This is a genomic window from Pseudomonas sp. FG47, from assembly GCF_057809115.1.
The window spans coordinates 90129-110782 of sequence record NZ_JBMDJI010000008.1 but is presented as its reverse complement, the minus strand read 5'-3'; the positions used below and the strand labels follow the sequence as shown (position 1 = coordinate 110782).

At 59.4% G+C, this 20654-nt stretch carries 19 protein-coding genes and 1 pseudogene; 7 read left to right on the top strand and 13 right to left on the bottom strand.

The window, feature by feature from the left end:
• Positions 1 to 91: 91 nt before the first annotated feature.
• The 4 genes from ACODS5_RS09630 to ACODS5_RS09615 all read right to left on the bottom strand — a co-directional run bounded on the left by ACODS5_RS09630 (position 92) and on the right by ACODS5_RS09615 (position 3730).
• A complete protein-coding gene (locus ACODS5_RS09630; protein ID WP_134691933.1) occupies positions 92 to 601 on the bottom strand; it encodes a flavin reductase family protein in 510 nt (169 codons plus the stop codon).
• Between the two features lie 111 nt (positions 602 to 712).
• On the bottom strand, positions 713 to 1747 hold the full coding sequence (locus ACODS5_RS09625) for a methionine synthase (protein WP_489108497.1): 1035 nt from the start codon (positions 1745 to 1747) through the stop codon (positions 713 to 715).
• A gap of 26 nt (positions 1748 to 1773) precedes the next feature.
• Positions 1774 to 2757, bottom strand: a complete 984-nt coding sequence (locus tag ACODS5_RS09620; RefSeq protein WP_489108496.1) for a DUF1852 domain-containing protein — start codon at positions 2755 to 2757, stop codon at positions 1774 to 1776.
• 301 nt (positions 2758 to 3058) lie between these two features.
• Positions 3059 to 3730, bottom strand: coding sequence for an epoxyqueuosine reductase QueH (locus ACODS5_RS09615; protein WP_489108495.1), 672 nt, complete (start codon positions 3728 to 3730; stop codon positions 3059 to 3061).
• Positions 3731 to 3893: 163 nt separating this feature from the next.
• On the opposite strand from ACODS5_RS09615, the pseudogene ACODS5_RS09610 reads away from it, so the two are divergent.
• Positions 3894 to 4752 (top strand): annotated as a pseudogene (locus ACODS5_RS09610) (LysR substrate-binding domain-containing protein).
• Between the two features lie 139 nt (positions 4753 to 4891).
• Entirely contained in the window at positions 4892 to 5374 is a 483-nt protein-coding gene (locus ACODS5_RS09605; RefSeq protein WP_134691938.1) for a P-loop nucleotide/nucleoside kinase family protein, read from the top strand.
• A gap of 146 nt (positions 5375 to 5520) precedes the next feature.
• Here ACODS5_RS09605 and ACODS5_RS09600 read toward each other — a convergent pair whose 3' ends face one another.
• Positions 5521 to 6141 (bottom strand): NUDIX hydrolase, encoded by a 621-nt coding sequence (locus ACODS5_RS09600; protein ID WP_134691939.1) that lies wholly within the window; start codon positions 6139 to 6141, stop codon positions 5521 to 5523.
• Positions 6142 to 6886: 745 nt separating this feature from the next.
• Here ACODS5_RS09600 and ACODS5_RS09595 point away from each other — a divergent pair.
• The 3 genes from ACODS5_RS09595 (at position 6887) to pqqA (ending at position 11114) form a co-directional block, all read left to right on the top strand.
• The gene (locus ACODS5_RS09595) at positions 6887 to 8302 is read left to right on the top strand and encodes an MATE family efflux transporter (protein ID WP_489108494.1); all 1416 of its coding nucleotides are present in this window, start codon (positions 6887 to 6889) and stop codon (positions 8300 to 8302) included.
• Between the two features lie 606 nt (positions 8303 to 8908).
• The gene (locus ACODS5_RS09590) at positions 8909 to 10966 is read left to right on the top strand and encodes an outer membrane protein assembly factor BamB family protein (RefSeq protein ID WP_489108493.1); all 2058 of its coding nucleotides are present in this window, start codon (positions 8909 to 8911) and stop codon (positions 10964 to 10966) included.
• Positions 10967 to 11042: 76 nt separating this feature from the next.
• Positions 11043 to 11114, top strand: coding sequence for a pyrroloquinoline quinone precursor peptide PqqA (gene pqqA, locus ACODS5_RS09585; protein ID WP_081941331.1), 72 nt, complete (start codon positions 11043 to 11045; stop codon positions 11112 to 11114).
• 435 nt (positions 11115 to 11549) lie between these two features.
• Here pqqA and ACODS5_RS09580 read toward each other — a convergent pair whose 3' ends face one another.
• The 5 genes from ACODS5_RS09580 to ACODS5_RS09560 all read right to left on the bottom strand — a co-directional run bounded on the left by ACODS5_RS09580 (position 11550) and on the right by ACODS5_RS09560 (position 16631).
• A complete protein-coding gene (locus tag ACODS5_RS09580; RefSeq protein WP_489108492.1) occupies positions 11550 to 12056 on the bottom strand; it encodes a GNAT family N-acetyltransferase in 507 nt (168 codons plus the stop codon).
• Positions 12057 to 12196: 140 nt separating this feature from the next.
• On the bottom strand, positions 12197 to 13372 hold the full coding sequence (locus ACODS5_RS09575) for a MerR family transcriptional regulator (protein ID WP_489108491.1): 1176 nt from the start codon (positions 13370 to 13372) through the stop codon (positions 12197 to 12199).
• 180 nt (positions 13373 to 13552) lie between these two features.
• A complete protein-coding gene (locus ACODS5_RS09570) occupies positions 13553 to 14095 on the bottom strand; it encodes an AAA family ATPase (RefSeq protein ID WP_489108490.1) in 543 nt (180 codons plus the stop codon).
• A gap of 95 nt (positions 14096 to 14190) precedes the next feature.
• Complete coding sequence (locus ACODS5_RS09565; protein ID WP_489108489.1) at positions 14191 to 15246, bottom strand: alpha/beta hydrolase family protein; 1056 nt, start codon at positions 15244 to 15246, stop codon at positions 14191 to 14193.
• 293 nt (positions 15247 to 15539) lie between these two features.
• The gene (locus ACODS5_RS09560; RefSeq protein ID WP_489108488.1) at positions 15540 to 16631 is read right to left on the bottom strand and encodes an endonuclease/exonuclease/phosphatase family protein; all 1092 of its coding nucleotides are present in this window, start codon (positions 16629 to 16631) and stop codon (positions 15540 to 15542) included.
• Positions 16632 to 16823: 192 nt separating this feature from the next.
• Between ACODS5_RS09560 and bla the strand changes: the two genes are divergently transcribed.
• Positions 16824 to 17699 (top strand): class A beta-lactamase, encoded by an 876-nt coding sequence (gene bla, locus ACODS5_RS09555; RefSeq protein WP_489108487.1) that lies wholly within the window; start codon positions 16824 to 16826, stop codon positions 17697 to 17699.
• Positions 17700 to 17759: 60 nt separating this feature from the next.
• Here the strand turns inward: bla and ACODS5_RS09550 are convergent, their stop codons facing one another.
• On the bottom strand, positions 17760 to 18224 hold the full coding sequence (locus ACODS5_RS09550; protein WP_489108486.1) for a nuclear transport factor 2 family protein: 465 nt from the start codon (positions 18222 to 18224) through the stop codon (positions 17760 to 17762).
• A 204-nt stretch (positions 18225 to 18428) separates the two neighbouring features.
• On the opposite strand from ACODS5_RS09550, the gene ACODS5_RS09545 reads away from it, so the two are divergent.
• Positions 18429 to 18620 carry a hypothetical protein gene (locus tag ACODS5_RS09545; RefSeq protein ID WP_134691950.1) on the top strand — a complete coding sequence of 64 codons (192 nt, stop codon included), beginning with the start codon at positions 18429 to 18431 and terminating at the stop codon, positions 18618 to 18620.
• Between the two features lies 1 nt (position 18621).
• Here ACODS5_RS09545 and ACODS5_RS09540 read toward each other — a convergent pair whose 3' ends face one another.
• On the bottom strand, positions 18622 to 19269 hold the full coding sequence (locus ACODS5_RS09540) for a YceH family protein (protein ID WP_489108485.1): 648 nt from the start codon (positions 19267 to 19269) through the stop codon (positions 18622 to 18624).
• Positions 19270 to 19385: 116 nt separating this feature from the next.
• Positions 19386 to 20597 carry a serine/threonine transporter SstT gene (gene sstT, locus ACODS5_RS09535; RefSeq protein ID WP_489108484.1) on the bottom strand — a complete coding sequence of 404 codons (1212 nt, stop codon included), beginning with the start codon at positions 20595 to 20597 and terminating at the stop codon, positions 19386 to 19388.
• Positions 20598 to 20654 lie beyond the last annotated feature (57 nt).

The window sequence follows — 20654 nt, the reverse complement described above, 5'->3', positions numbered from 1 at the left end:
AGGCGTCTTTTTTATTCAGGACCTACCCAGTCAAAGCCGGTATTGCAACAGCCGTGGCTGGCGAAGCATGAGGACAACCGAAGGGGTACGCTCAGACTGCCATGAGCTCGGCGAGGTTGCGGTATTGTCCCTTGAAGTACAGCAATGGCTGCGAATCTGCAGCCTTCTGCAGGTTGAACGCCTTCACCTCACCAATCACGATCAGGTGGTCGCCCGCTTCGTGCTCTGCGTGAATTTCGCAATCGAGCCAGTACAAGCTGCCAGCAATGGCTGGATTACCCAAAGGTGATTGCTGCCACTCCACGCCGTGCCACTTGTCCGTGCCTCGCCGAGCGAACTGGTTGGAGATCTTGGCCTGTTCAGCAGACAGAATGTTGACCGCGAACCGACCAGCCTGGCGAATTCTAGGGTAGCTTGCCGAGCTGCGCATTACGCTGAATGACACCAGCGGCGGGCTCATTGACACGCTGTAGAACGACTGGCAAGTAAAACCAATCGGTTCGTCATCAATGTGCGTTGTAATCACCGTGATGCCGGAGGCGTAGTGCCCAAGCGCTTCGCGGAAGCTCAACGGCTCGATAGCAGTACTGGGGAGTGACATATTGGGTCCTGGCTATTGATTACCGCTCGAAGGTGCAGGGAAAGGCCGAATCAGCCCAAGTATTTGGGCTGAACTTCATCTGAGCATTCGCTGACCACCTTCGACATAGGCTCAGCGCTTGTTTAGTAGCTCTTGACGGACAATTTCCGCGCCGGCACTCAGCGCATTGAGCTTGCCTCTTGCCACGTGACGCGGCAGGGGCGCCATACCGCAGTTGGTGCATGGATAGAGCTTGTCGGCGTCCACGAACTGCAGTGCGTTGCGCAGGGTATTGGCCACTTCTTCAGGGGTTTCGATAGCGTGGTTAGCCACATCGATGGCGCCTACCATCACTTTCTTGCCACGGATCAGCTCGATCAGGTCCATCGGCACGTGGGAGTTGTGGCACTCCAACGAGACGATATCGATGCTCGATTTTTGCAGCTTAGGGAAGGCTTCTTCGTATTGCCGCCACTCCGAGCCCAAGGTTTTTTTCCAATCGGTATTAGCCTTGATGCCGTAGCCGTAGCAGATGTGCACGGCGGTTTCGCACTTGAGGCCTTCGATGGCTCGCTCCAGCGTAGCGACGCCCCACTCGTTAACCTCGTCGAAGAAGACGTTGAAGGCGGGTTCGTCGAACTGGATGATGTCGACACCGGCCGCTTCGAGTTCGTGAGCTTCCTGGTTGAGGATCTTGGCGAATTCCCAAGCCAGCTTTTCGCGGCTCTTGTAATGCGCGTCATACAACGTGTCGATCATGGTCATGGGGCCTGGCAGCGCCCATTTGATCGGTTGCGAGGTTTGCTGACGCAGGAACTTGGCGTCTTCGACGAAGACGGGCTTGCGACGCGCAACGGCGCCTACCACCGTTGGTACGCTGGCATCGTAGCGATCACGAATCCTGACGGTTTCACGTTTTTCAAAATCCACGCCATCGAGATGTTCGATGAAGGTCGTGACGAAATGCTGACGTGTTTGCTCGCCATCGCTGACGATGTCGATACCGGCGTGCTGCTGCTCTTGCAAAGACAAGCGCAGCGCGTCGTGCTTGCCTTCGATCAGTTCATCACCTTCCAATTTCCACGGTGACCAAAGTTTTTCAGGTTCTGCGAGCCAGGAAGGTTTAGGCAAGCTGCCGGCAGTCGACGTAGGGAGCAATTTTTTCACAATAAAAGACCTTGTACAGGGGCGATTCAAGCGGCGTAACTGGCAGACCACTGCTCAAGAATGGCGTGGTAGGGTTTGATGAAGTGCTCTTCGGCAAACTTTCCCTGCTCAATAGCGAGGCGGCCACGTTCTTCTCGATCATAAATGATACGCGTCAGCGAATAATCCTGATGTTGCAAGCTAGGCTGATAGGACTTTCCAGCTGCGGAGTTCGCATTGTAGATTTCAGGGCGGTAAATTTTCTGGAAAGTGTCCATCGTGCTGATGGTACTGATCAGTTCCAGATTGGTGTAGTCACCCAGCAAGTCACCGGCAAAGTAGAAGGCCAGGGGGGCAACACTGTTCGGCGGCATGAAGTAACGAACCTTCAGGCCCATCTTCTTGAAATACTCATCCGTCAGGGAGTATTCATTTTGCTGGTATTCAACACCGAGTACCGGATGCTGGTTCTCCATCCGCTGGTAGGTCTTGGCACTGGAGACACTCAGGCAGATTACAGGCGGCTTGTCGAAGTGTTCCTTGTAAGCATCTGAGCTGACGAAAGACTTGAACAGCTTGCCGTGGAGGTCGCCGAAGTTAGCGGGCGTACTGAACTCAGCTTTGTCCTTGTTATGTCCCAGCAATAGCACGCTGAAGTCATAATCCCGCACATACGATGAGAAGTTGTTCCCCACCATTCCGGCAATGCGTTCGTTGGTTTGACGGTCAACGACCGTGGTTTTCAAGATTTCAATCAAGGGTAGAGCATGATCGCTGTGCTCGGCAGCAATGTTCATTTCGACAGAAATGATCTCAAGGCCTACCGAGTACCGATCAGCGCTGGGGTTGTCCCAGTGCGCCAGAGCATTGAAGCGATTATCAATCATCTTCAATGTGTTGCGCAGATTTTCCTGGCGACTTGCCCCTCTCGCCAAGTTGGCGAAGTTGGTGGTTATGCGCGTATTGTTCGATGGCTGGTAGTTTTCATCGAAACAAATGCTCTTAATGGCAAATGCAAAGTCATTGCTCATTTTAACCTGACACCCTAATCTCGTAATGGTTTCAGTGCACCGTATAGCTTTGCTACTCAGCTAATTGGTTGGACACTGTCTCTAATTAAGAGGCATTCTAGAGGGGGCTGTTGAGGGGTGGCTAATGAATTGATTTCAAAAAAACTTTAGTTCTGCTCATCTGCCCTTCGATGGTCACACGCCCATAGCTGCGGGCAATACTGTAGCGGGAGCTTTTGACCTGCTGAGTGATTTCCGGTAGCTGCTCAGGTGGCAAATCCATCTCGACCAATCAGGCTTTTCCTGACTTTTTGAACGAAGCTCAGGCGTTACCTTGTTCATCCTCTTCATCGCCGTAGTACTTCACGCCAATGCGAATGATGTCCCGGCCTTGCGCTTTGCGGTGATGGTTGGAGTCTCGCAGCGAGTAGATACAACCACAGTACTCCTGCTGATAGAAGCGCTCGCGCTTGCTGATCTCCACCATGCGCGCAGCTCCACCACCCTTGCGCCAGTTGTAGTCCCAATAGGTGATACCAGGATACTTGGCGGCCGAACGAAGACCGCAGCCGTTGATTTGCTGCATGTCCTTCCAGCGTGAAATACCCAGTGAGCTGCTGATCACCGAGAACCCATGCTCGTAGGCATACAAGGCGGTGCGCTCGAAACGCATATCGAAGCACATGGTGCAGCGCTCCCCGCGTTCTGGCGCTTGCTCCATGCCTTTGGCCCGCGCAAACCAGTTGTCGGTATCGTAATCGGCATCGACGAACGGCACATTGTGCTGCTCCGCGAAGCGAATGTTCTCTTCCTTGCGCAGCAGGTACTCACGCTCAGGATGGATGTTGGGGTTGTAAAAGAAAATCGTGTAGTCAATGCCGGAAGCCGTGATGGCCTCCATCACCTCACCGGAGCACGGCGCGCAGCAAGAGTGCAGAAGCAGGCGATTGGCGCCGTCCGGTAGGGTGAGTTTTGATCGATCGATAATGCTCACGGCTTTACCTCGCCCAGCGAGACGAAACCGGAGTGACGCCGAGGTTGAGTGTCAGTGTCAAAGTGCTCTGCCCTCAAACAGAAAATTCAATGAGGGGGATTGTCAGGGATCAAGGAGCCATGAGACAAACTCATTTTTTTTGCATTGAAATGTAGTTTTCCTCATGATCGACTTAAGGCACCTGCGTACTATCCATGCCCTGCGAGAAACAGAAAGCCTGCAGGAAGCAGCCGAGCGACTGTGCCTGACCCAGTCGGCGCTTTCGCACCAGTGCCGGCCTCAAGTTGCTTCAACTGGCCGAGCAGGTGCTGCCGCTGGTTCGCTCGGCGGAACGCGATTTGGGTAAGCTCACCAGTGGTAGCGCGGGCCGGCTGCACATCGCCATTGAGTGCCATAGTTGCTACCAATGGTTGATGCCTTCTGTGGACGAATTCCGCGGTGCCTGGCCGGAAGTTGAACTGGACTTGGCCTCCGGGTTTGCGTTCGCACCACTACCGGCGCTTGAGCGAGGAGACCTGGACCTGGTCGTGACCTCCGATCCTGTTGATCTACCGGGAATCACATACGTGCCGCTTTTCGGCTACGAGGCATTACTGGCCATCGATAACCACCACGCGCTGTGCGAAAAGCCGCACCTTGAGCCTGCAGACATCGCTGGCGAGACACTGATCACCTACCCGATCGAGCGAAATCGGCTGGACATCTTCACCCGATTCCTCGATCCGGCAGACATTGAACCGCCGCAAGTACGCACCTGCGAACTGACGGTGATGATGATGCAGCTTGTGGCCAGTGGGCGTGGCGTGTGCTGCCTACCCAACTGGGCGGTGCATGAGTACAGCTCCCGGGGCTACGTGACGGCCAAACGATTGGGAGAGAAAGGGCTACAGGCCACATTGTTCGCAGCTATTCGCTCCGACATGCTGGAAGTGCCCTATCTGAGCGACTTCTTGCTCACCGCCAAGGACACATCGTTTGCCACATTAGAGGGAGTTAACGCAGTCGCTGAACGCAAGGTCTGAAATGTCAACCATGCCGCTATGGGTCGATAGCTGTCCTCGCAAGTGACCACAATCGATCCAAAGCGGACGTTTGAATGCTCGGTGATTGCTTCGACGCTTTTCAATGAGCATCATCGGGGTTCGACAAGGAGACGTCTCTATGCACAAACCAGTGCTGCATCTCATCTCAGGAAAGATTGCATCCGGTAAGTCAACGCTAGCCAAAAGTTTGGCAACTGAAGGATCGACGGTTCTGCTGACTGAGGATCATTGGCTCTCACGGCTATACCCTGGACAGATCAAGTCAGTCACCGACTATGTGCGTTTTGCGCACCAGATTCGGGAGGTGCTGGGCCCGCTCGTCATTGATGTTCTTCGGGCTGGAGTGACTGTCGTTTTGGATTTTCCTGCCAATACTCCTCAAGATCGACAATGGCTGCGCGGCCTGGCTGACGCCGCCGAGGTTTCACATTGCGTCCACTATATCGAGGTGGACGATGACACCTGTCGAGACAGGTTGCATATTCGTAATCACCATGGCGAGCATGAGTTTGCGGCAACTGACGCGGAGTTCGATCTGATCACTAGCTACTTTCGAGCGCCACATGAGAATGAAGGGCTCCAGATTGAAATTCACCGATAACGAGTAGCCCCTGTGGGATTGAGTTATCTCTAATGCGGCATTGGGCCGCTAACGGCCCACATCGGATGGCCTCCATGGGACGGTAGCAGCCCTTCAATGCCGGCAGCTTTCGACCCATGGCGGACATTGCTGTGAGTTGTCCAAATCTAATCGAACCAGGTTTGCTGATGCGCGCCAGTGCGAAATTCAAAGGCACGCTCAATGTCTTCAAGCACGACGCGATCGGTGCATAGCGCCGGAAGCGCATCGATACTGAAAAATTTCACTGCCAGCGTCTCGGCACCAGGTTGAGGTGCAGCATCATCGATGCGATCGCAAAGAAAGTAGAGTTTGTAGAAGTCTCGGATATCAGGCTTGAACGGCCCCTTAGCCTTGTGCCTCACGCTGTACAAAGCCTCCGCGGTGACGGCGATACACGCTTCTTCGAGGACTTCTTTGGCCACATTTTCGGCAGCGGAAAGACCTACTTCAGCGAATCCGCCGGGCATAGTCCATAATTCGTTATCCCTTTCTTGAACCAGGAGAATCTGATCATCCCTGATCACTGCCGCGCGCACGTCGACTTTGGGTGTTGGGTAGCTCTTGCTGTCGGGGCTCAGTTCGATAATTCGCTCAAGAGGGGTAGAGCTCAACTGGGCAAGCATCTGAGCAGTGATGAGGTTGATTTGCTCAAATCGCTCTTGGTCGTATTGGTCACGACTATAAGCCAGACCGGTTGCAGACAGAGCCTGGAGTCTCTTGATCTGGTTCAACCATGTTGCTTCCATGCTTACTCTCCCAGCATCGCAATCAAAAGATTGAGCTTGCTCAAATCCTTGCACAACTGGACTGGATTAGTAAAGTGAGTGGTACGCATCCCGCCGGCTGCTGCCTCGACATTTTCTGTACGTCGTCAATGAAAAGCGTTCTGGACGTAGTGAGATCGTAGCGATGGTTCAGCAGCTGGAATATTTCCGGTCATGGTTTCAGCAATTTTTCCTGACCGCAGATGAGTATTTTTTCGAGCCTTCTGAGGAAATCGAAGCGCTCCTCTGCAACGTCGAAGGTCCCGGCTGGCCGGGTCGTAAGCGCCAATAGGCAATCTCGAGATTGACCGAGCTCATCACGTATATGTACCGTTTTTAGGGCTCCGCCCGGCATCTTGTCCCAGCGATCGCGATACGCACGGATGGACGGTGCAGGTTGAGACAGGCTGAGCATCGATCAGAGGAATTGGGATGATCGCCTCTCTGGCCGAGAGGCCCACGTCCGGCCCGGATCAATCCAGGTGAGCAAACAACTACTATTGACACGTTTCGCACTCTTCTGACCTTAGTGCGCTTTTTCGATCTGACGGGCTTGTTCGGAGTTGCCTTAACGGCGAAAAGCGATCAGTTGGCAGATTCACCATAAGCGAGTCCGCTCTAGTGGGAAATCAGCCATAGGCGGGGTATATCTGTCAGGTATTATTTAACACTGGCGTAGCGCTGACTAAGTTCCCTCGCGGTAGCTGCTAAACAAAGGAATGTGAATATGCGGCACTGGTTTGACTCAGGAGTGGCGAAAAGAATCTTCACTGTCTCGTTTCCGTTGATGGGAACGATGGTCGGCAATTTACTGATGATGCTGGTCGACAGACTATGCCTGGCGCACTACTCACAAGATACGCTGGCCGCGTCTGGCCCTGCGGTATTCACAAGCATGGCGATTATCGCGCTTTTCTGTAGCACCGTGGGGGTGTCACGTTCCTTTATTGCGCAGGCGCATGGTCGATCAGGGCTCAGTGCAGCTTCGCGTGAAGCTGCACTGGGGTTGCTCCTTGGTATGGTCTGTGGGGTCCTGCTGTTCATCGCCGCTCCGCTGATCGCGATGATCCCACAGCTCAGCTCTCGACCTGCGCAGATTGTCAACCTAGAGTCGCGGTACATGCTCTGGGCGGCGCTCTTCGGTGGCGTAATGACGATCGACACGGCGCTGTCCTCGTTTTTCAACGGTGTCGGTCGCACCCGCGAAACACTTATAGTGGGCATCATGGGTCAAGTAATCGACTCGATCTTCACTGTCGGCCTGGTCTTCGGCAAGTTCGGGCTACCCGAAATGGGCATGACCGGGGCCGCTGTCGGTACATTGATCGGCACGCTATCCATGCTGGCATGCTATGCCGTAATGCTGCCTCGAGAAATCTGGCTTGAGTTGCTGAACATCTTCATTGCCCGCAGCGAGCACCTAGTGCCGCAGCTGTTTTTTCGGTTGCGTAGAGGTGTTCCCGGTGGCCTATCCGCCGGAGTGGATCAGCTTGGCAACACTGCGTTCATCTGGATTGTGGCGGTACTGGGCGCCAGTGCACTAGCGGCAAACAACGTCAACCTGACGGTCAATTACCTGGGCATCATCCCGATCATCGGTTTAGGCATTGGTTGCAGCATTCTGTGTGCCACTGCAGTGGGCAAGGGGCGCTACACCGAGTTGGCAATGATCCTGCGGGTGACGGTGATCATCGAGCTGCTCTACGTCCTGCTGGTTTCCACCGTTCAAATCACTATGCCGCAAGTCTTGCTCAGGGCGTTTGGTGACCTGGGACAAAACGCGCAGACCATGGCCCTGGCCATCGATACACAACGCGTGCTGTGGACATTCTCCGCCGCCTTTGTCTTCTCGATGACCGGGGCCGCCGTCCTGGAGAGTATTGGCATGGCCCGATTTTCACTGGTCGTGCGCCTGACGCTGATGTGGTGCATAAGCATTCCGTTGATCTATTGCGTCGCCATGAGCAATCGTGACGCCCCGTCGTCGCTAATAACCTGCTGGGTTATTGGTTCGGTGTTCGAACTTTTGATTGGCTTAATTTATTTCTGGCGAATCGCCAAAGCCATTCGGGGGGCCGAAAACCGTCTTCACATGGAGTCTGATTCAGCTAGCGAGAACGCTTTGCGAGCTTCAAGGAAGTAATTCATTTCGCATGTTATAGCGATCACTGAGTCACCCCAGGTTATGAAAACGCCTTCGGCAAACGTCCTTGCGTCGATAGCGGCCGCTGCTCACCGTCCTCTATGGTTCGTACGGCGACGGTCATATCGGCCCAGAGCCGCTAACCGACCCATAGGGGACAGTCATTAGCTCTGTGTTGTTGGTATCCGCCCCCCCTCCGAAAGTCGTGGCCCATGGTGATACGCCAGTCACCGGCAGCTCTAAGTATCAGGGCAGGCGGGCTCTACGATTGCAGCCTGACCAACGTCCACAATCTCGGCCTGCCATTGCCTGCCCGAATAGGGCTAAGTGTTGGCACTTGCGACGGCGCCGACGGGCTCTAGGTTTACCGGGCTGGCCGCAATCCTCTGAATCCGTCCTGCACTCCCTGCATGCATATCTAATTGATTTATAAGTGATAAAAAATTCTTGTAGCGTGCTAGTGGCATTGCTGATCAAATGTATCGTCAAGAGTTGGTCAATTGATCTAGTCTAGCGACCATGATCCTGGGGCTGCCGCCCCGATGAGAGGGTTGGATGAACCAACAACCTCCCTGGCCTGGGGCTGAAAATTGGTAGAGGGTCGGTATGAGAATAATAATCGTTGCATCACTGGTAGCATCGCTTTCGGGTTGCGGGCTGGATGAACAGCCGGCTGAGAAATCCAACACGGACTGGGAGTTTCTTGGAAACTCCAGCGAGATGCAGCATTCCTCTTCGCTGAAGGCCATCAACAGGGACACCGTCGGTGCACTGGGCCTGGCCTGGTGGGTGGACCTCCCGGTTAGTGACGGTCTGGTGGGTAACCCCCTGGTCAAGGACGGTATTGTTTTTCAAGGGGCACCCAACGGCCAGGTCATTGCCAACGATGTAAAGACAGGTCAGTTGATCTGGAATTTCAAAGATGAGAATGCGCAGCAGGGCTCATCGTTTGCAGGCTACTGGGGGCGTCGATTCAATCGCGGAGTGGCACTGAGTGGCAGCAATGTCATCATCGCCTCGGGTGACTGCCGTCTGATCGCGGTCGACCAGCGCACGGGCAAGAAAGTGTGGGAAGCGACATCGTGCGACTCCGCCGACATGTACGCGATTACCGCGGCGCCGCGGGTGGGCAACGGCTTGGTATTCACCGGCAATGCCTGCCTCGATACCGGAACGACCCGTGGCTATGTCGATGCCTTCGACGCCAAGAGCGGCGCTCATCGCTGGCGTTTCTACACGGTGCCTGACGATCCCTCGAAGCCGCAATCGGCGCTGTATGAGAATGCGGCCAAGACCTGGGGTAAAGACTGGTACTCGAAGACCCACGGGTGTGGCAGCGCCTGGGACGCCATGACCTATGACCCACAGCTGAATCTGCTCTACATAGGGGTAGGGGGGCCGGCACCGTTCGATCCGTCGAAGCGTGGCGAACAGGCAGGCGATGAGCTGTTCACCAACTCCATCGTGGCCCTGGATGCCAGCACGGGCGAGTACAAATGGCATTTCAAGCAAACCCCCCAGGATGCTTGGAACTATGACTCCAGCGTCGGCATCATGGTTGCCAATATCACCGTGAACGGGCAGGCGACACGGGCGGTGCTGAGCGTGCCGAAGAGTGGCTTCGCCTACGCCCTGGATGCGCAGACCGGCAAGTTCATTTCCGGCGGTGCCTACATGCCGATGGAGTGGGCTTCAGGATTGGACGCCAATGGTCGTCCGATCATGAAGCGGGAGGGACAGTATTGGCTCAATGACGCCAAGCAGTACATGCAACTGCCCAATGGCCTGGGTGCCCATGGCTGGGAAGCGCTGGCCTTCAACCCGGACGACGAGACGGTGTTCATTCCCGCCATGTCTCAGCCGACGCTGGTCAAGGATGATCCCGATTCCGCGCTCGGCGGCCAGTCGTTCGAGCCTGTTCAGCGCTCTGCCGATGGCCAGTACGAGACCTACGGCGAAACCGTTGCCTGGGATGTACGTCACAACAGTGTGAAGTGGCGGTCGCGCTTGCCGATGCCTACCAACGGCGGCCTGCTGCATACGGCTGGAGGCCTGGTGTTCCAAGGCACCGGCGACGGGCGCATGCAGGTGCTGGACGCGGCGACGGGCAAGACACTGTGGAGTCACGAGATCGGTGGCGCGGTGCGTGCCGCGCCGTCGACCGTAATGCTTGACGGTGAACAATACGTTTTGCTGGCGACCGGTACCGGCACCGCGGCCGCGACTGGGTCGTTGAACGCAGACTCAGCTTCCGCGCCGAAGGCCAGGACCACGCCACGGTTACTGGCGTTCAAGTTGGGCGGCGTCAAGGACTACCCACCGTTCGCACAAGTGCAAAAGGTGCCTGCGCCGCTCACCCCCCGGCAGCCAGAAGCACTGACAGCACTTGGTCGCAAGCTGTTCGAGGGCAGTGGCTGCATCGAGTGCCATGGTTTGCGTGGCAATGCTGCCGGTGGCCGTGTGCCCAACCTCATCTACGCGCCACCACCGAGCTACGACTTCTTCGAAGCCGTTGTGCGCCAAGGCCTACTTTCCAAGGCTGGCGGCGGCATGCCAGCGTTTGCGGATTTTACCGATGATCAACTCAAGGCCGTTTTTGCCTACCTGATCAACCAGGCTTGGGACGCTCATGAGGGTAAGGAGCCGCTGGCTGGCACTCACTGACCGAACACGAGGTTTGTGCGGCGGACAAGGACGTGCGCTGCCTTTTATCAATCAAACAACCGAGAGAGCACGCACTATGTGGACCAAACCCAGCTTTACCGACTTGCGCATTGGCTTTGAAGTGACGATGTACTTTGCCAATCGTTGAGTGCTAAGGCAGCACCAGGGTGCCGCCAGCAACCAGTGCCTGGGGTGATTAGGTTTCGAAGGACCTGACCAGGTTCGTCGAGCTGATGGGCCATGCTAAGAATATGGGAGCGAAAGCGATCACCCACGACTGGCAGCTTTTGGCCGTGTAGTACCAGCTTGGAGGGGCAGCGATGGGTGGATAGCTACCCTTCACCACGGGCAGCTTTAGGTCGAAAGCGGTTGCCCACGGAGGGCGGCTATCGACCCAATGCGGACCTTCACTCAACCAATTGAAGCCATGGCCAACTTGACCGCTAGCAGATGGCTATTCGAGTGCGCAGATGAGATTTCGGCTAAATAGGCGTTGACGGCAGAATCTATGATAGAGCTGGGGGCGGTCGTGGCTGTCATTATCGGCTCCGTGGACATTGTCACACCTGCGCTGACAAGCCGCTTACTCGACAGCCTCAAACGCCTCGTGATACTGCACCGTGCCTACTGGCGATTCACCGGCAAATAGCCGGGCCTGGAAGTATTCCTGGGGAACCCCCGGCAGTTGCAAACCTGGGAGGGTGTTGAAACCGAAGCGCCCATAATAGCCAGGATCTCCCAGTACCACGCAGCCAACGCCACCGAGCTGTTGCAACCGCGCCAACGCGGCTTTCATCAAGGCCGAGCCGATGCCTCGGCCCTGCCGATCTGGCCGCACGGAGATCGGCCCGAGCCCGAACCAGCCCCTTGCGCCAGACGAAACCCGAACGGGAGAAATGGCCACATGGCCGACGATCTGGTCGTTCTCCAGCGCCACCAGGGACAGGGTGAGCTGCTGGCTGCGGCGTAGCGCATTGACGATAAATTGCTCGGTGTGGCTGGAGTGCTCTTGGTGTTCGAATGCCGCCGTGGTCAGCCGTGTAATAGTGTCGATGTCGTCGAGGTGTTCGTTGCGGATTTCTATGTTCACAGATGTTTCCCTTTCTAGAGCGATATATTGCGCGTATTCCGAGTACAGTCCCGAGTGATGCTGCCTTGCCTGAAAGCCGCAGGCGCCCTTGGCTGTCATAAGCTGATGGCCGGTCTTGAGGGCACTTAGCACTGGGGCTGCTATGCACCTTGCTTGCGCAAGACGAACAGTTGATAGCCATATTCGCCAAGGTATTGCTGGTGAATGCCCAGCTCTTGATCGATGTCTGCCAGTGCGCTTGAGGAAAAGGCATGTGGCGCAAGGCTTGCGACCTTCTCGCGCAGTGGCGCCAGGTAGTTTGCCCACGCTTGCCGGCTCAGAGGGAAGCTGCTCAGCACCTGGTAATCCAGCTTGGCAATGCTGGCCAAGCGCTCGTCCACTGTGGTCATGCCTGGGTATCGTTGCTGCCAGAATGCCAAGGCTTGCCGATGAGGTTCAGCGGTTAGCCACACCAGGTCGCTGACCACCAGAAAGCCTTGCGGCTTGATAAACGACTTCCAGCGTTCCAAGGCCTTGGCAAAACCCATGATGTAAGCACTGCCTTCGGCCCAGATCGCATCGAACTGCGCTGTTGCAAACGGCAGTTCGGTCATGCTTGCGCACAGCAGCTGCACCCTGTCCTGCAACGCGCTTTCCCGAAGGGTTTCCTGCAGGCGGGCCAAGTTGTACTCGTCATTGTCCAGGGCGGTAATCAGGCCCAGTGTGTGTTCAGCCAACAGCACGCTGGTGACGCCTCTGCCGCAACCAATCTCCAGCACCGTGCGGGGCAGTGCAGGCAGCGCCTGTAGTGCTTGCAAGCTATCCTCGGCGCAGCCGGGCCCCAGACGATCCAAACCGGTAAAAATCTGCTCGAAATCGGCCATGTATTGCTCATGGGCATTCATGTCCTTGGACAGCCACTTCAGGCGCAGCGCTTGCTTTTCACTGAAACCTTGCTTGAGCAGCCACGCCAGGTGCGCGCCTGGCGCCTGGTTTTCCAGGGCCTGGTGCCAGCCGCGCATGGGGGCCATCCCCAGCATGCAGGCCAGCAGATCCCGGGAGCGCTGTTTTTCGGCGATTTCTTGCTCCAAGGTGCGCAGGCGCTCCAGCAGCAAGCCGCGATCGATGCGTGTTTCCAGGCATGCCTGGCACTCCTTCAACGTCAGGCCGCCTGCCTGAAGCTGCTGCAGCAACCTCAGTTGCTGGAGATCCTGATCCGAGTACCCGCGATAGCCGTTGGCTTGGCGTATTGATGAGATCAGCCCGATCTTTTCGTAATAGAGCAGCGTGGAGCGGCTCAAGCCCACCTCAGTCGCCAACTCGGAAATGCGATACATAGCCAGTCCCTCACGTTGTCGACTACGACGATAAACTATGAAGTCATAGACAGGTAAAGGGGCAATGTGCGCGGTTGCGTCGCGGGCAGGCACATGGCGATGCGGGTAAACCTCGACCGGCCGTCCTTGGGTTGGAAAAAGCGTTTGTTGCGCTGTTGCGGGCCTGTCGACATGCCGCCTCTAAGTCCCCCGGGTAACCTGACCAGGCGTGTTTGCGACGCTCGCGAGAAAAACCTCGGCCTCCCGGTTGCAACGCAGGCAGACCACACGGCAACCCGAGGGTGCCGTCGCCACCAGTTGCTTCATCTTCGCCCGTGCTGAGGTTTTCGTTCGCCACATGAAGCGGAAAAACGCCGGTAGATTGCCCAGCAGCTCTGGGCAGCCGTCTGGCAGGTCCGGCCGGGTCTGCCCGCGGTGTCGCAGCGCCCTGAGCAATACGCGCCAGAATCGGAGCGGCGTCGGGCGGTCGATCCAGATCAACAGGTCGGCGCGGGCAACCCGGTTGTGCCACGTCGCGCTATGGCCGCCTTCGAATATCCAGCGCTCACCGGCCTCGACCTCGTGACAAAGACGGGTCTTTTCGTCGCGGCTGCGTTCGACCCAGCCTGGCTGCCAGTGAATGGTGTCGATATGCACGACCGGCAAGCCCGTGCGCTCGCCAAGCTGTCGGGCCAGGGTGCTTTTCCCGGACCCAGGCTGACCCACTATCATCACCCGTTGCATTGCCGCTCCGTATTGCCACGCCGGCTGATTTTGGGGGCGCGATTGTAGTAATGGACGATGCCGTCAACGGCGAGTCAAGGCCCATGATCGATGGCTTACAGGCGGCCGTCTTTGCCCTCGGCGGGCTGTGCCAGAAACGCGCTGATCAGCCCGGCCAACTGCTGCTGGATCACTTCCCGTGGGCGACCGTGCTCGGCATCGGTGCAGATGATGCCATCGCCGGGTACTGCCTCTTCGAGCACGGCCACCGCGCCCGGCTTGCACACGGCCATGAAGGTGAAGTGGCTGGCGTCGTTGATTTCGACGTAGCGGCTCGAGGCCGAGGGCAGGCGTTTGGCCAGATCGGCAGACTCCAGCCGCGCGGGCAGCGCTTTGGACGGGACGCCGGCAGCGATCACCAGCACGGGTACCGGCAGCGCGGCCAGGCTTTCGTCGGTCAGCCCGCGAGATAGCCCCAGGTCCAGGGAGACCACGGCGCTGACTCGCTGGTCACGCCAGTCGGCGGCCAAGCTGTTCTTCAAGGCCGGAGTGCTGGCCGGATTCATCTGTTGGTAGACGCTGCAACTGGCCAGCTGCGGGTGGGCTTGGCAGTCGCGCGCGAAGCGCTCAGGGTCGAAACGGGCGCCGGCGATTTCCATGGCGGTCCAGCCACCCAGCGAATGGCCCACCACGGCGATTCGCTGCTTGGCGACCACGCCAAATTTGTCCGGTTGGGCCGTGACCGCATCGATGGCTCGGCTCAGATCGACGGGGCGCTGCCATAACTGCGCGGCGGCCGCGGCGCTACGGTCCCGGCTGGTGCTGCCAGGGTGGTTGACCGCGGCGACGATGTAGCCTTTCTGGGCCAGGGCGCTGGCCAGCCAGGCCTGGTTGCCCCAGTTGCCGGCAAAACCGTGGGACAGCACCACCATGGGATGTTCGCCGGCGGCCGGCGGCGTGTCACGAGCGGCAGGCACACCGACAAATACCGCGTTATCGGCGACCAATTGCGCCTTGGTAGCTGCTGCGCCGGGGTACCAGACGACCATCTCCAGCGTGCGCTCATGGTGCGGGTCTGGCAGGGTGGCGGCGTGGAAACCGACAGGGTTTTCTGTAGCGAATGCGCTGGCGGCCAGGCAGGTGAACAGCAGGGTGCTCAAAGCGGTTTTCATTGTAGTTGTCGTCCTTGACCAGGCACAGGCGTGGCTACCCTGACCAGGGCCCTACGCGCAGGCTGAGAAATCCAATATTGGATACCCGAAAGCCCCGCAGCTTAGTAGCACCGTCGGCCTGCCGGCAAGGGGGCCTCAGGCTCAGACCTTTCCGACCGCTCCGTACCGGGGCGTGCTCTTGTAGGCGCGGCCTTGTGTCGCGAAAGGGTCGCAAAGCGGCCCCGACAAGTCCAAGTCGAGTGCCAATTCTCAACACCCTGAGAGGACTGGCCCTCAGGCTCAGTACCCAATACCTAGGCGATGTCGAAGTCCGCCCAGATGCAATGGTGATCGGACGCCTCGGTGGTCGCAGTGACCCCGGCGAAGGAGGGCCAGAGCTTCGGGTGGTAGCTGCCACGGCGCTCGATGCCCACGCCGACCAGTTGCTCGCGCAGGGCCTTGGACATGATCAGGTAGTCGATCTTGTTGCTGGCGGTACCCGTGGCGAAGGTACCCGGGCGATCGGCCGGGTAGCCTGGATGGCTTTGTATGTCCGACCAACCGTCGAGCAGCAGCGGGGCGACGGCCGGGCTGTCCGGGGTGTCGTTCAAGTCGCCGCCGACCAGCACCCAGGGAATGGTCTTTTCCGCGGCCCTGGCGATTTGCGCCGCTCGCTTGCATTGGGCCAGCCGACGCGCCTGGGCGGCCTGATCGTTGCCCCCGCGCTTGGACTTGAAGTGGTTCGGGCAGATCACCAGTTGCTCGCCCGATGGCAAGGCCACCACGTATTCGGGGCAATCTCGCGAAAACACCAGTTTGCCGTCATGGCGGTCATCGACGTGCGAGCGAATGGTCACGATCGGGTAGCGACTCAGCAGGCCGACGTCGATACCCCGCGCATCGTTGCCATCGATGACCATGACATGAGGGAAGCGCTCTTCGAGCACCGCCCCGAGCACCTGGTCGTTGAAGCGCTGCAAGGTGGGGCGGTCCTCGACTTCCACGCAGATCAGGATATCGGGCTTGACCTCCTGGATGACCCGCCCGGTATTGAGCACGGCCTGCCAGGAGACATCATCGCGGCGCAGCTCGAACCAACCGGTCCAGTCGCCCCGGCCATTGGCCGCGACCGAGACGGTGCCGGCGGCTGTGCGATACAACTGCCCGCGCACCTTGTTCAAGCGCACCAACGCGTTTGCCGGGGGATTGAGCGCGGAAAAATGGTAGCGGCCATCCAGTGCCAGCAACTGCTGTTTGTCGGCCTCGCTGTAGGTCGGCTTGGCCACGATCAGGTTGGCCAAGGCATGGTCGTCCAGGGCACGCTGGCCTTCCTCGTTCTCCATCATCATTGCACTGGGGCGGGTGAACAGGTTCTCAAGGTTGAAGGATGCTATCCGGGTGACCATTGGGGCGTGCTCCTTGCTGAAGGTTTACACAGCGTAGCCAGTGTTTCGGTGATGCTGAGGCCGAATGGGAGTACGTAACCTTTCAGGGGCGGCTGGCACTGCATCTGGCCGGCAACAACTGCGCGAACGCCTTGGCTTAGCGGGCAAAACCCTCTAGCCTGCGCCCCTCGTTCATTGCCACAGGGCCCCGACATGCCATCGACCATCCGCCGCCGCCACCTGCTCCAGGGCGCCCTGGGCTGTTCCGCCGCCCTGGCGCTGCCGGCTTGGGCCGCAGACACCGTGCAACACCAACTGCAGCAACTCGAACACAGCGCCGGCATCACCCTTGGCCTGTGGGCCCTCGACACCGGCAGCGGCAAGCAACTGGCCTACCGCGCCGAACAACGCTTTGCTTTCTGCAGCACCTTCAAGGCCGTGCTGGCCGGCGCCATCCTGCACCGCAGCGAGACCGACAGCGGCCTGCTGAACCGCCGTATCGCCTACGCTGCCGAGCAGCTGGTGGTCTATTCGCCGATTACCGAAAAGCACGTGGGCGCGGGCATGACCGTCGCCGAGCTGTGCGCCGCCACCCTGCAATACAGCGACAACACCGCTGGCAACCTGCTGCTGGAGCAGGTCGGCGGCCCGGCGGGCCTCACTGCCTTCGCCCGCCAGCTCGGTGACCCGACGTTCCGCCTGGACCGCAACGAGCCGACGTTGAATACCGCGTTGCCCGACGACCCGCGCGACACCACCACGCCGCTGGCGATGGGTGTCACCCTGCAACGCCTACTGCTCGGCGATGCCCTGGCGCCGGCCGGGCGCGAGCAATTGCAGGCCTGGCTCAAGGGCAACACCACCGGCGATGCGCGGATCCGCGCCGGGGTGCCAAAGGGCTGGATAGTGGGAGACAAGACTGGTTCGGGCGACTACGGCGTGGCCAACGATGTCGGCATCGTCTGGCCCCAGGGGCGGGCGCCGTGGATCCTCGTGGTATTCAGCCGTGGGCCGCAGCAGTCCTCGCCATGGAGCCACGAGCCGATCGCCGCGGCGACCCGGCTGGTGGTGCAGGCGTGGCAGGGCTGAGCACCTCAAGGCCAGGGGCGAACACCGTCGCCCCCACCTGAGTCCACGCATTAACCTCGCTCAGAAGCCAAAGTCACTCAGCCCCGGGTGATCGTCCGGCCGCCGCCCCAGCGGCCAGCGGAACTTGCGTTCTGCCTCGCTGATGGGTTGCTCGTTGATGCTGGCATGGCGGTTGCGCATCAGGCCGTCTTCGGCGAACTCCCAATTCTCGTTGCCATAGGCGCGGAACCATTGGCCGCTGTCGTCGCGATACTCGTAGGCATAGCGCACGGCGATGCGGTTGTCGGTGAAGGCCCACAGCTCCTTGATCAGGCGGTATTCGAGCTCGCGGTTCCATTTGCGGGTGAGAAAGGCCTGCGCCTGCTTGCGGTTGTTGCAGAACTCGGCACGGTTACGCCAATGGGTGTCGGTGGTGTAGGCCAGGGCGACCTTGGCGGCATCGCGGCTGTTCCAGCCATCCTCGGCCAGGCGTACCTTCTCGATGGCGGTTTCACGGGTGAACGGGGGCAATGGCGGACGGGACATGCTGGCAATTCCTCTGGAGGGATGAGCGACAGGAGGGAGCGTAGACCGGCCCCCTGGCGCTGGGAATAACTGCCTTTGGCACTTCACAATTGCGCACGCGGGAACAATGTCCCGCCAGGCCGTCAGCTTGCACCGATGGCCAGGACGGCCTGACGGCAACGCTTGGGGTCTATAGTTAGCGCAGACACCTGCAGGAGCTCAGCCATGACCCTGATCAGCCGCGAACCCTGGTGGCTCGTGCCACCCAAGCCCGGGCAGACCGAGCAGGACCTGCACTGGGGCTACCTGGAAATCTATCGCGACGGCCGCACCCTGTTCGTCGACCAGCGCCCGAGCGAGCGGGAGCTGGCCGAACGCAAGAGTTGCCGCAACTTTCCCAAGGCCGAAACGCCCTGACTCAGCCCTCGAGTGCGGCCAGGCGCGCTTCCAGGGCCGCCACCCGTGCCTCCAGTGCCTCGATGCGCTCATCCGCCGCCTGCGCCGTGCTGGCCCGGGCGCCGCCTTCTTGCTGGCGGGCGGCGAGGATGGCTTCGATTTCTGCCGGGTCGCCCAGGGCATGGGTGTAGCGGTCTTCGCGCTGGCCTGCCTGGCGCGGCAGGTGCAGGGCCAGACCACGGGAGACCAGGCGCTCGAGCTGGTGCTGGACCTGGTCGACGTCCTCGAACTCATGCAGGCGGTTGCTGCGGGTCAACAGCTCGTTGAGGGTCTGCGGGCCGCGCAGGAACATCAGGCCTATCAGCACCAGTTGCGCCGGCACCAGCTCCAGGCCCTTGTCCACCCGGTGTTCCCAGCGGTCGGCGCGGCTGCCCATCTGCAGGCGGGCCATGTCCTGGCCTTCGAGGGCGCGCAGGGCCTGGCCGACCTGGCCGGGGGAGAGGTTCATGACCGGTTCGCGGCTGGTCTTCTGGTTGCAGGCCAGGACCAGGGCATTGAGGGTCAGGGGGTAGGTTTCCGGGCTGGTGGCCTGCTTTTCGATCAGCGCGCCCAGCACGCGGATCTCGGTGCTGGTGAAGCGGCCTTCGCCGGTGGTTTGGTGGTCTGACATGGCCCTGTCTCATTGCGAGGAAAAGGCCACTAGCGTAGGTAAAGCGCCTGGCTTAAGCAATCGCCGGGCGGTGCGTGGCTGTGGCCGGCTCCTGCGGGCAGGAGCCGGCCTTGGGCTCAGGCGTTACGCCGCTCCATGGCTTGGCAGGCGGCAGCGGTGAACAGCACGTCGGTGGAGGAGTTGAGCGCGGTTTCCGCCGAGTCCTGCAATACACCGATGATAAAGCCGACCGCCACCACCTGCATGGCGATTTCGCTGGGGATGCCGAACAGGCTGCAGGCCAGCGGGATCAGCAGCAGCGAACCGCCGGCCACACCCGAGGCGCCGCAGGCGCAGACCGCCGCCACCACGCTGAGCAGCACGGCGGTTGGCAGGTCTACCGGGATGCCGAGGGTGTGCACGGCGGCCAGGGTGAGCACGGTGATGGTGATTGCAGCGCCCGCCATGTTGATGGTCGCGCCCAGCGGGATCGACACCGAATAGGTGTCCTCGTGCAGGCCAAGTTTCTCCGACAGCGCCAGGTTGACCGGGATGTTGGCCGCCGAGCTGCGGGTGAAGAACGCGGTGATGCCGCTTTCGCGCAGGCACAGCAGAGTCAGCGGGTACGGGTTGCGGCGGATCTTCCAGAACACGATCAGCGGGTTCATCACCAGCGCCACGAACAGCATGCAGCCAATCAGCACACCCAGCAGGTGCAGGTAGCCGAGCAGCGCGTCCAGGCCAGACTGGGCCAGTGTGGCGCTGACCAGGCCGAAGATGCCCAGCGGGGCGAAGCGGATCACCACGCGCACGATCAGGGTCACGCCGTTGGACAGGTCCTCGACCACGGTGCGGGTGGTGTCACCGGCATGGCGCAGGGCCACGCCAAGGCCGATGGCCCAGGTCAGCACGCCGATGAAGTTGGCGTTGAGCAGCGCGTTGACCGGGTTGTCCACGGCACTGAGCAGCAGGTTCTGCATCACCTCGGCGATGCCGCCAGGAGCGCTGAGTGCGGCCTCTCCCGTGGTCAGTGCCAGGTTGGACGGGAACAGCATGCTCGCCACCACAGCCACCACTGCCGCGGCGAAGGTGCCCAGCAGGTACAGCCAGAGGATCGGGCGGATGTGGGTTTCCTGGCCATGGCGGTGGTTGGCGATCGAAGCCATCACCAGGATAAACACCAGGATCGGTGCCACGGCCTTCAGGGCGCTGACGAAGACCTTGCCGAGGAACCCCAGGTCGCGGGCCACGGAGGGGGCGAGCAAGGCCAGGGCGATGCCGGCCACCAGGCCGATGCAGATCTGCGTCACCAGGCCGGTGCGATTGATGAGGCGAAGGATGGGGGTCATGTGCAGCGCAATCCAGTTACGTGAAAGCGCGCGACTTTATCACAGTCCTTGCTGGCC

Excerpts from the sequence above, each read along its gene's own strand:
- ACODS5_RS09630 (WP_134691933.1), bottom strand. The coding sequence starts at position 601 with ATGTCACTCCCCAGTACTGCTATCGAGCCGTTGAGCTTCCGCGAAGCG.
- ACODS5_RS09620 (WP_489108496.1), bottom strand. The coding sequence starts at position 2,757 with ATGAGCAATGACTTTGCATTTGCCATTAAGAGCATTTGTTTCGATGAA.
- ACODS5_RS09605 (WP_134691938.1), top strand. The coding sequence starts at position 4,892 with ATGCACAAACCAGTGCTGCATCTCATCTCAGGAAAGATTGCATCCGGT.
- ACODS5_RS09600 (WP_134691939.1), bottom strand. The coding sequence starts at position 6,141 with ATGGAAGCAACATGGTTGAACCAGATCAAGAGACTCCAGGCTCTGTCT.
- ACODS5_RS09595 (WP_489108494.1), top strand. The coding sequence starts at position 6,887 with ATGCGGCACTGGTTTGACTCAGGAGTGGCGAAAAGAATCTTCACTGTC.
- ACODS5_RS09590 (WP_489108493.1), top strand. The coding sequence starts at position 8,909 with ATGAGAATAATAATCGTTGCATCACTGGTAGCATCGCTTTCGGGTTGC.
- ACODS5_RS09575 (WP_489108491.1), bottom strand. The coding sequence starts at position 13,372 with ATGTATCGCATTTCCGAGTTGGCGACTGAGGTGGGCTTGAGCCGCTCC.
- ACODS5_RS09570 (WP_489108490.1), bottom strand. The coding sequence starts at position 14,095 with ATGCAACGGGTGATGATAGTGGGTCAGCCTGGGTCCGGGAAAAGCACC.
- ACODS5_RS09565 (WP_489108489.1), bottom strand. The coding sequence starts at position 15,246 with ATGAAAACCGCTTTGAGCACCCTGCTGTTCACCTGCCTGGCCGCCAGC.
- ACODS5_RS09560 (WP_489108488.1), bottom strand. The coding sequence starts at position 16,631 with ATGGTCACCCGGATAGCATCCTTCAACCTTGAGAACCTGTTCACCCGC.
- bla (WP_489108487.1), top strand. The coding sequence starts at position 16,824 with ATGCCATCGACCATCCGCCGCCGCCACCTGCTCCAGGGCGCCCTGGGC.
- ACODS5_RS09550 (WP_489108486.1), bottom strand. The coding sequence starts at position 18,224 with ATGTCCCGTCCGCCATTGCCCCCGTTCACCCGTGAAACCGCCATCGAG.
- ACODS5_RS09545 (WP_134691950.1), top strand. The coding sequence starts at position 18,429 with ATGACCCTGATCAGCCGCGAACCCTGGTGGCTCGTGCCACCCAAGCCC.
- ACODS5_RS09540 (WP_489108485.1), bottom strand. The coding sequence starts at position 19,269 with ATGTCAGACCACCAAACCACCGGCGAAGGCCGCTTCACCAGCACCGAG.
- sstT (WP_489108484.1), bottom strand. The coding sequence starts at position 20,597 with ATGACCCCCATCCTTCGCCTCATCAATCGCACCGGCCTGGTGACGCAG.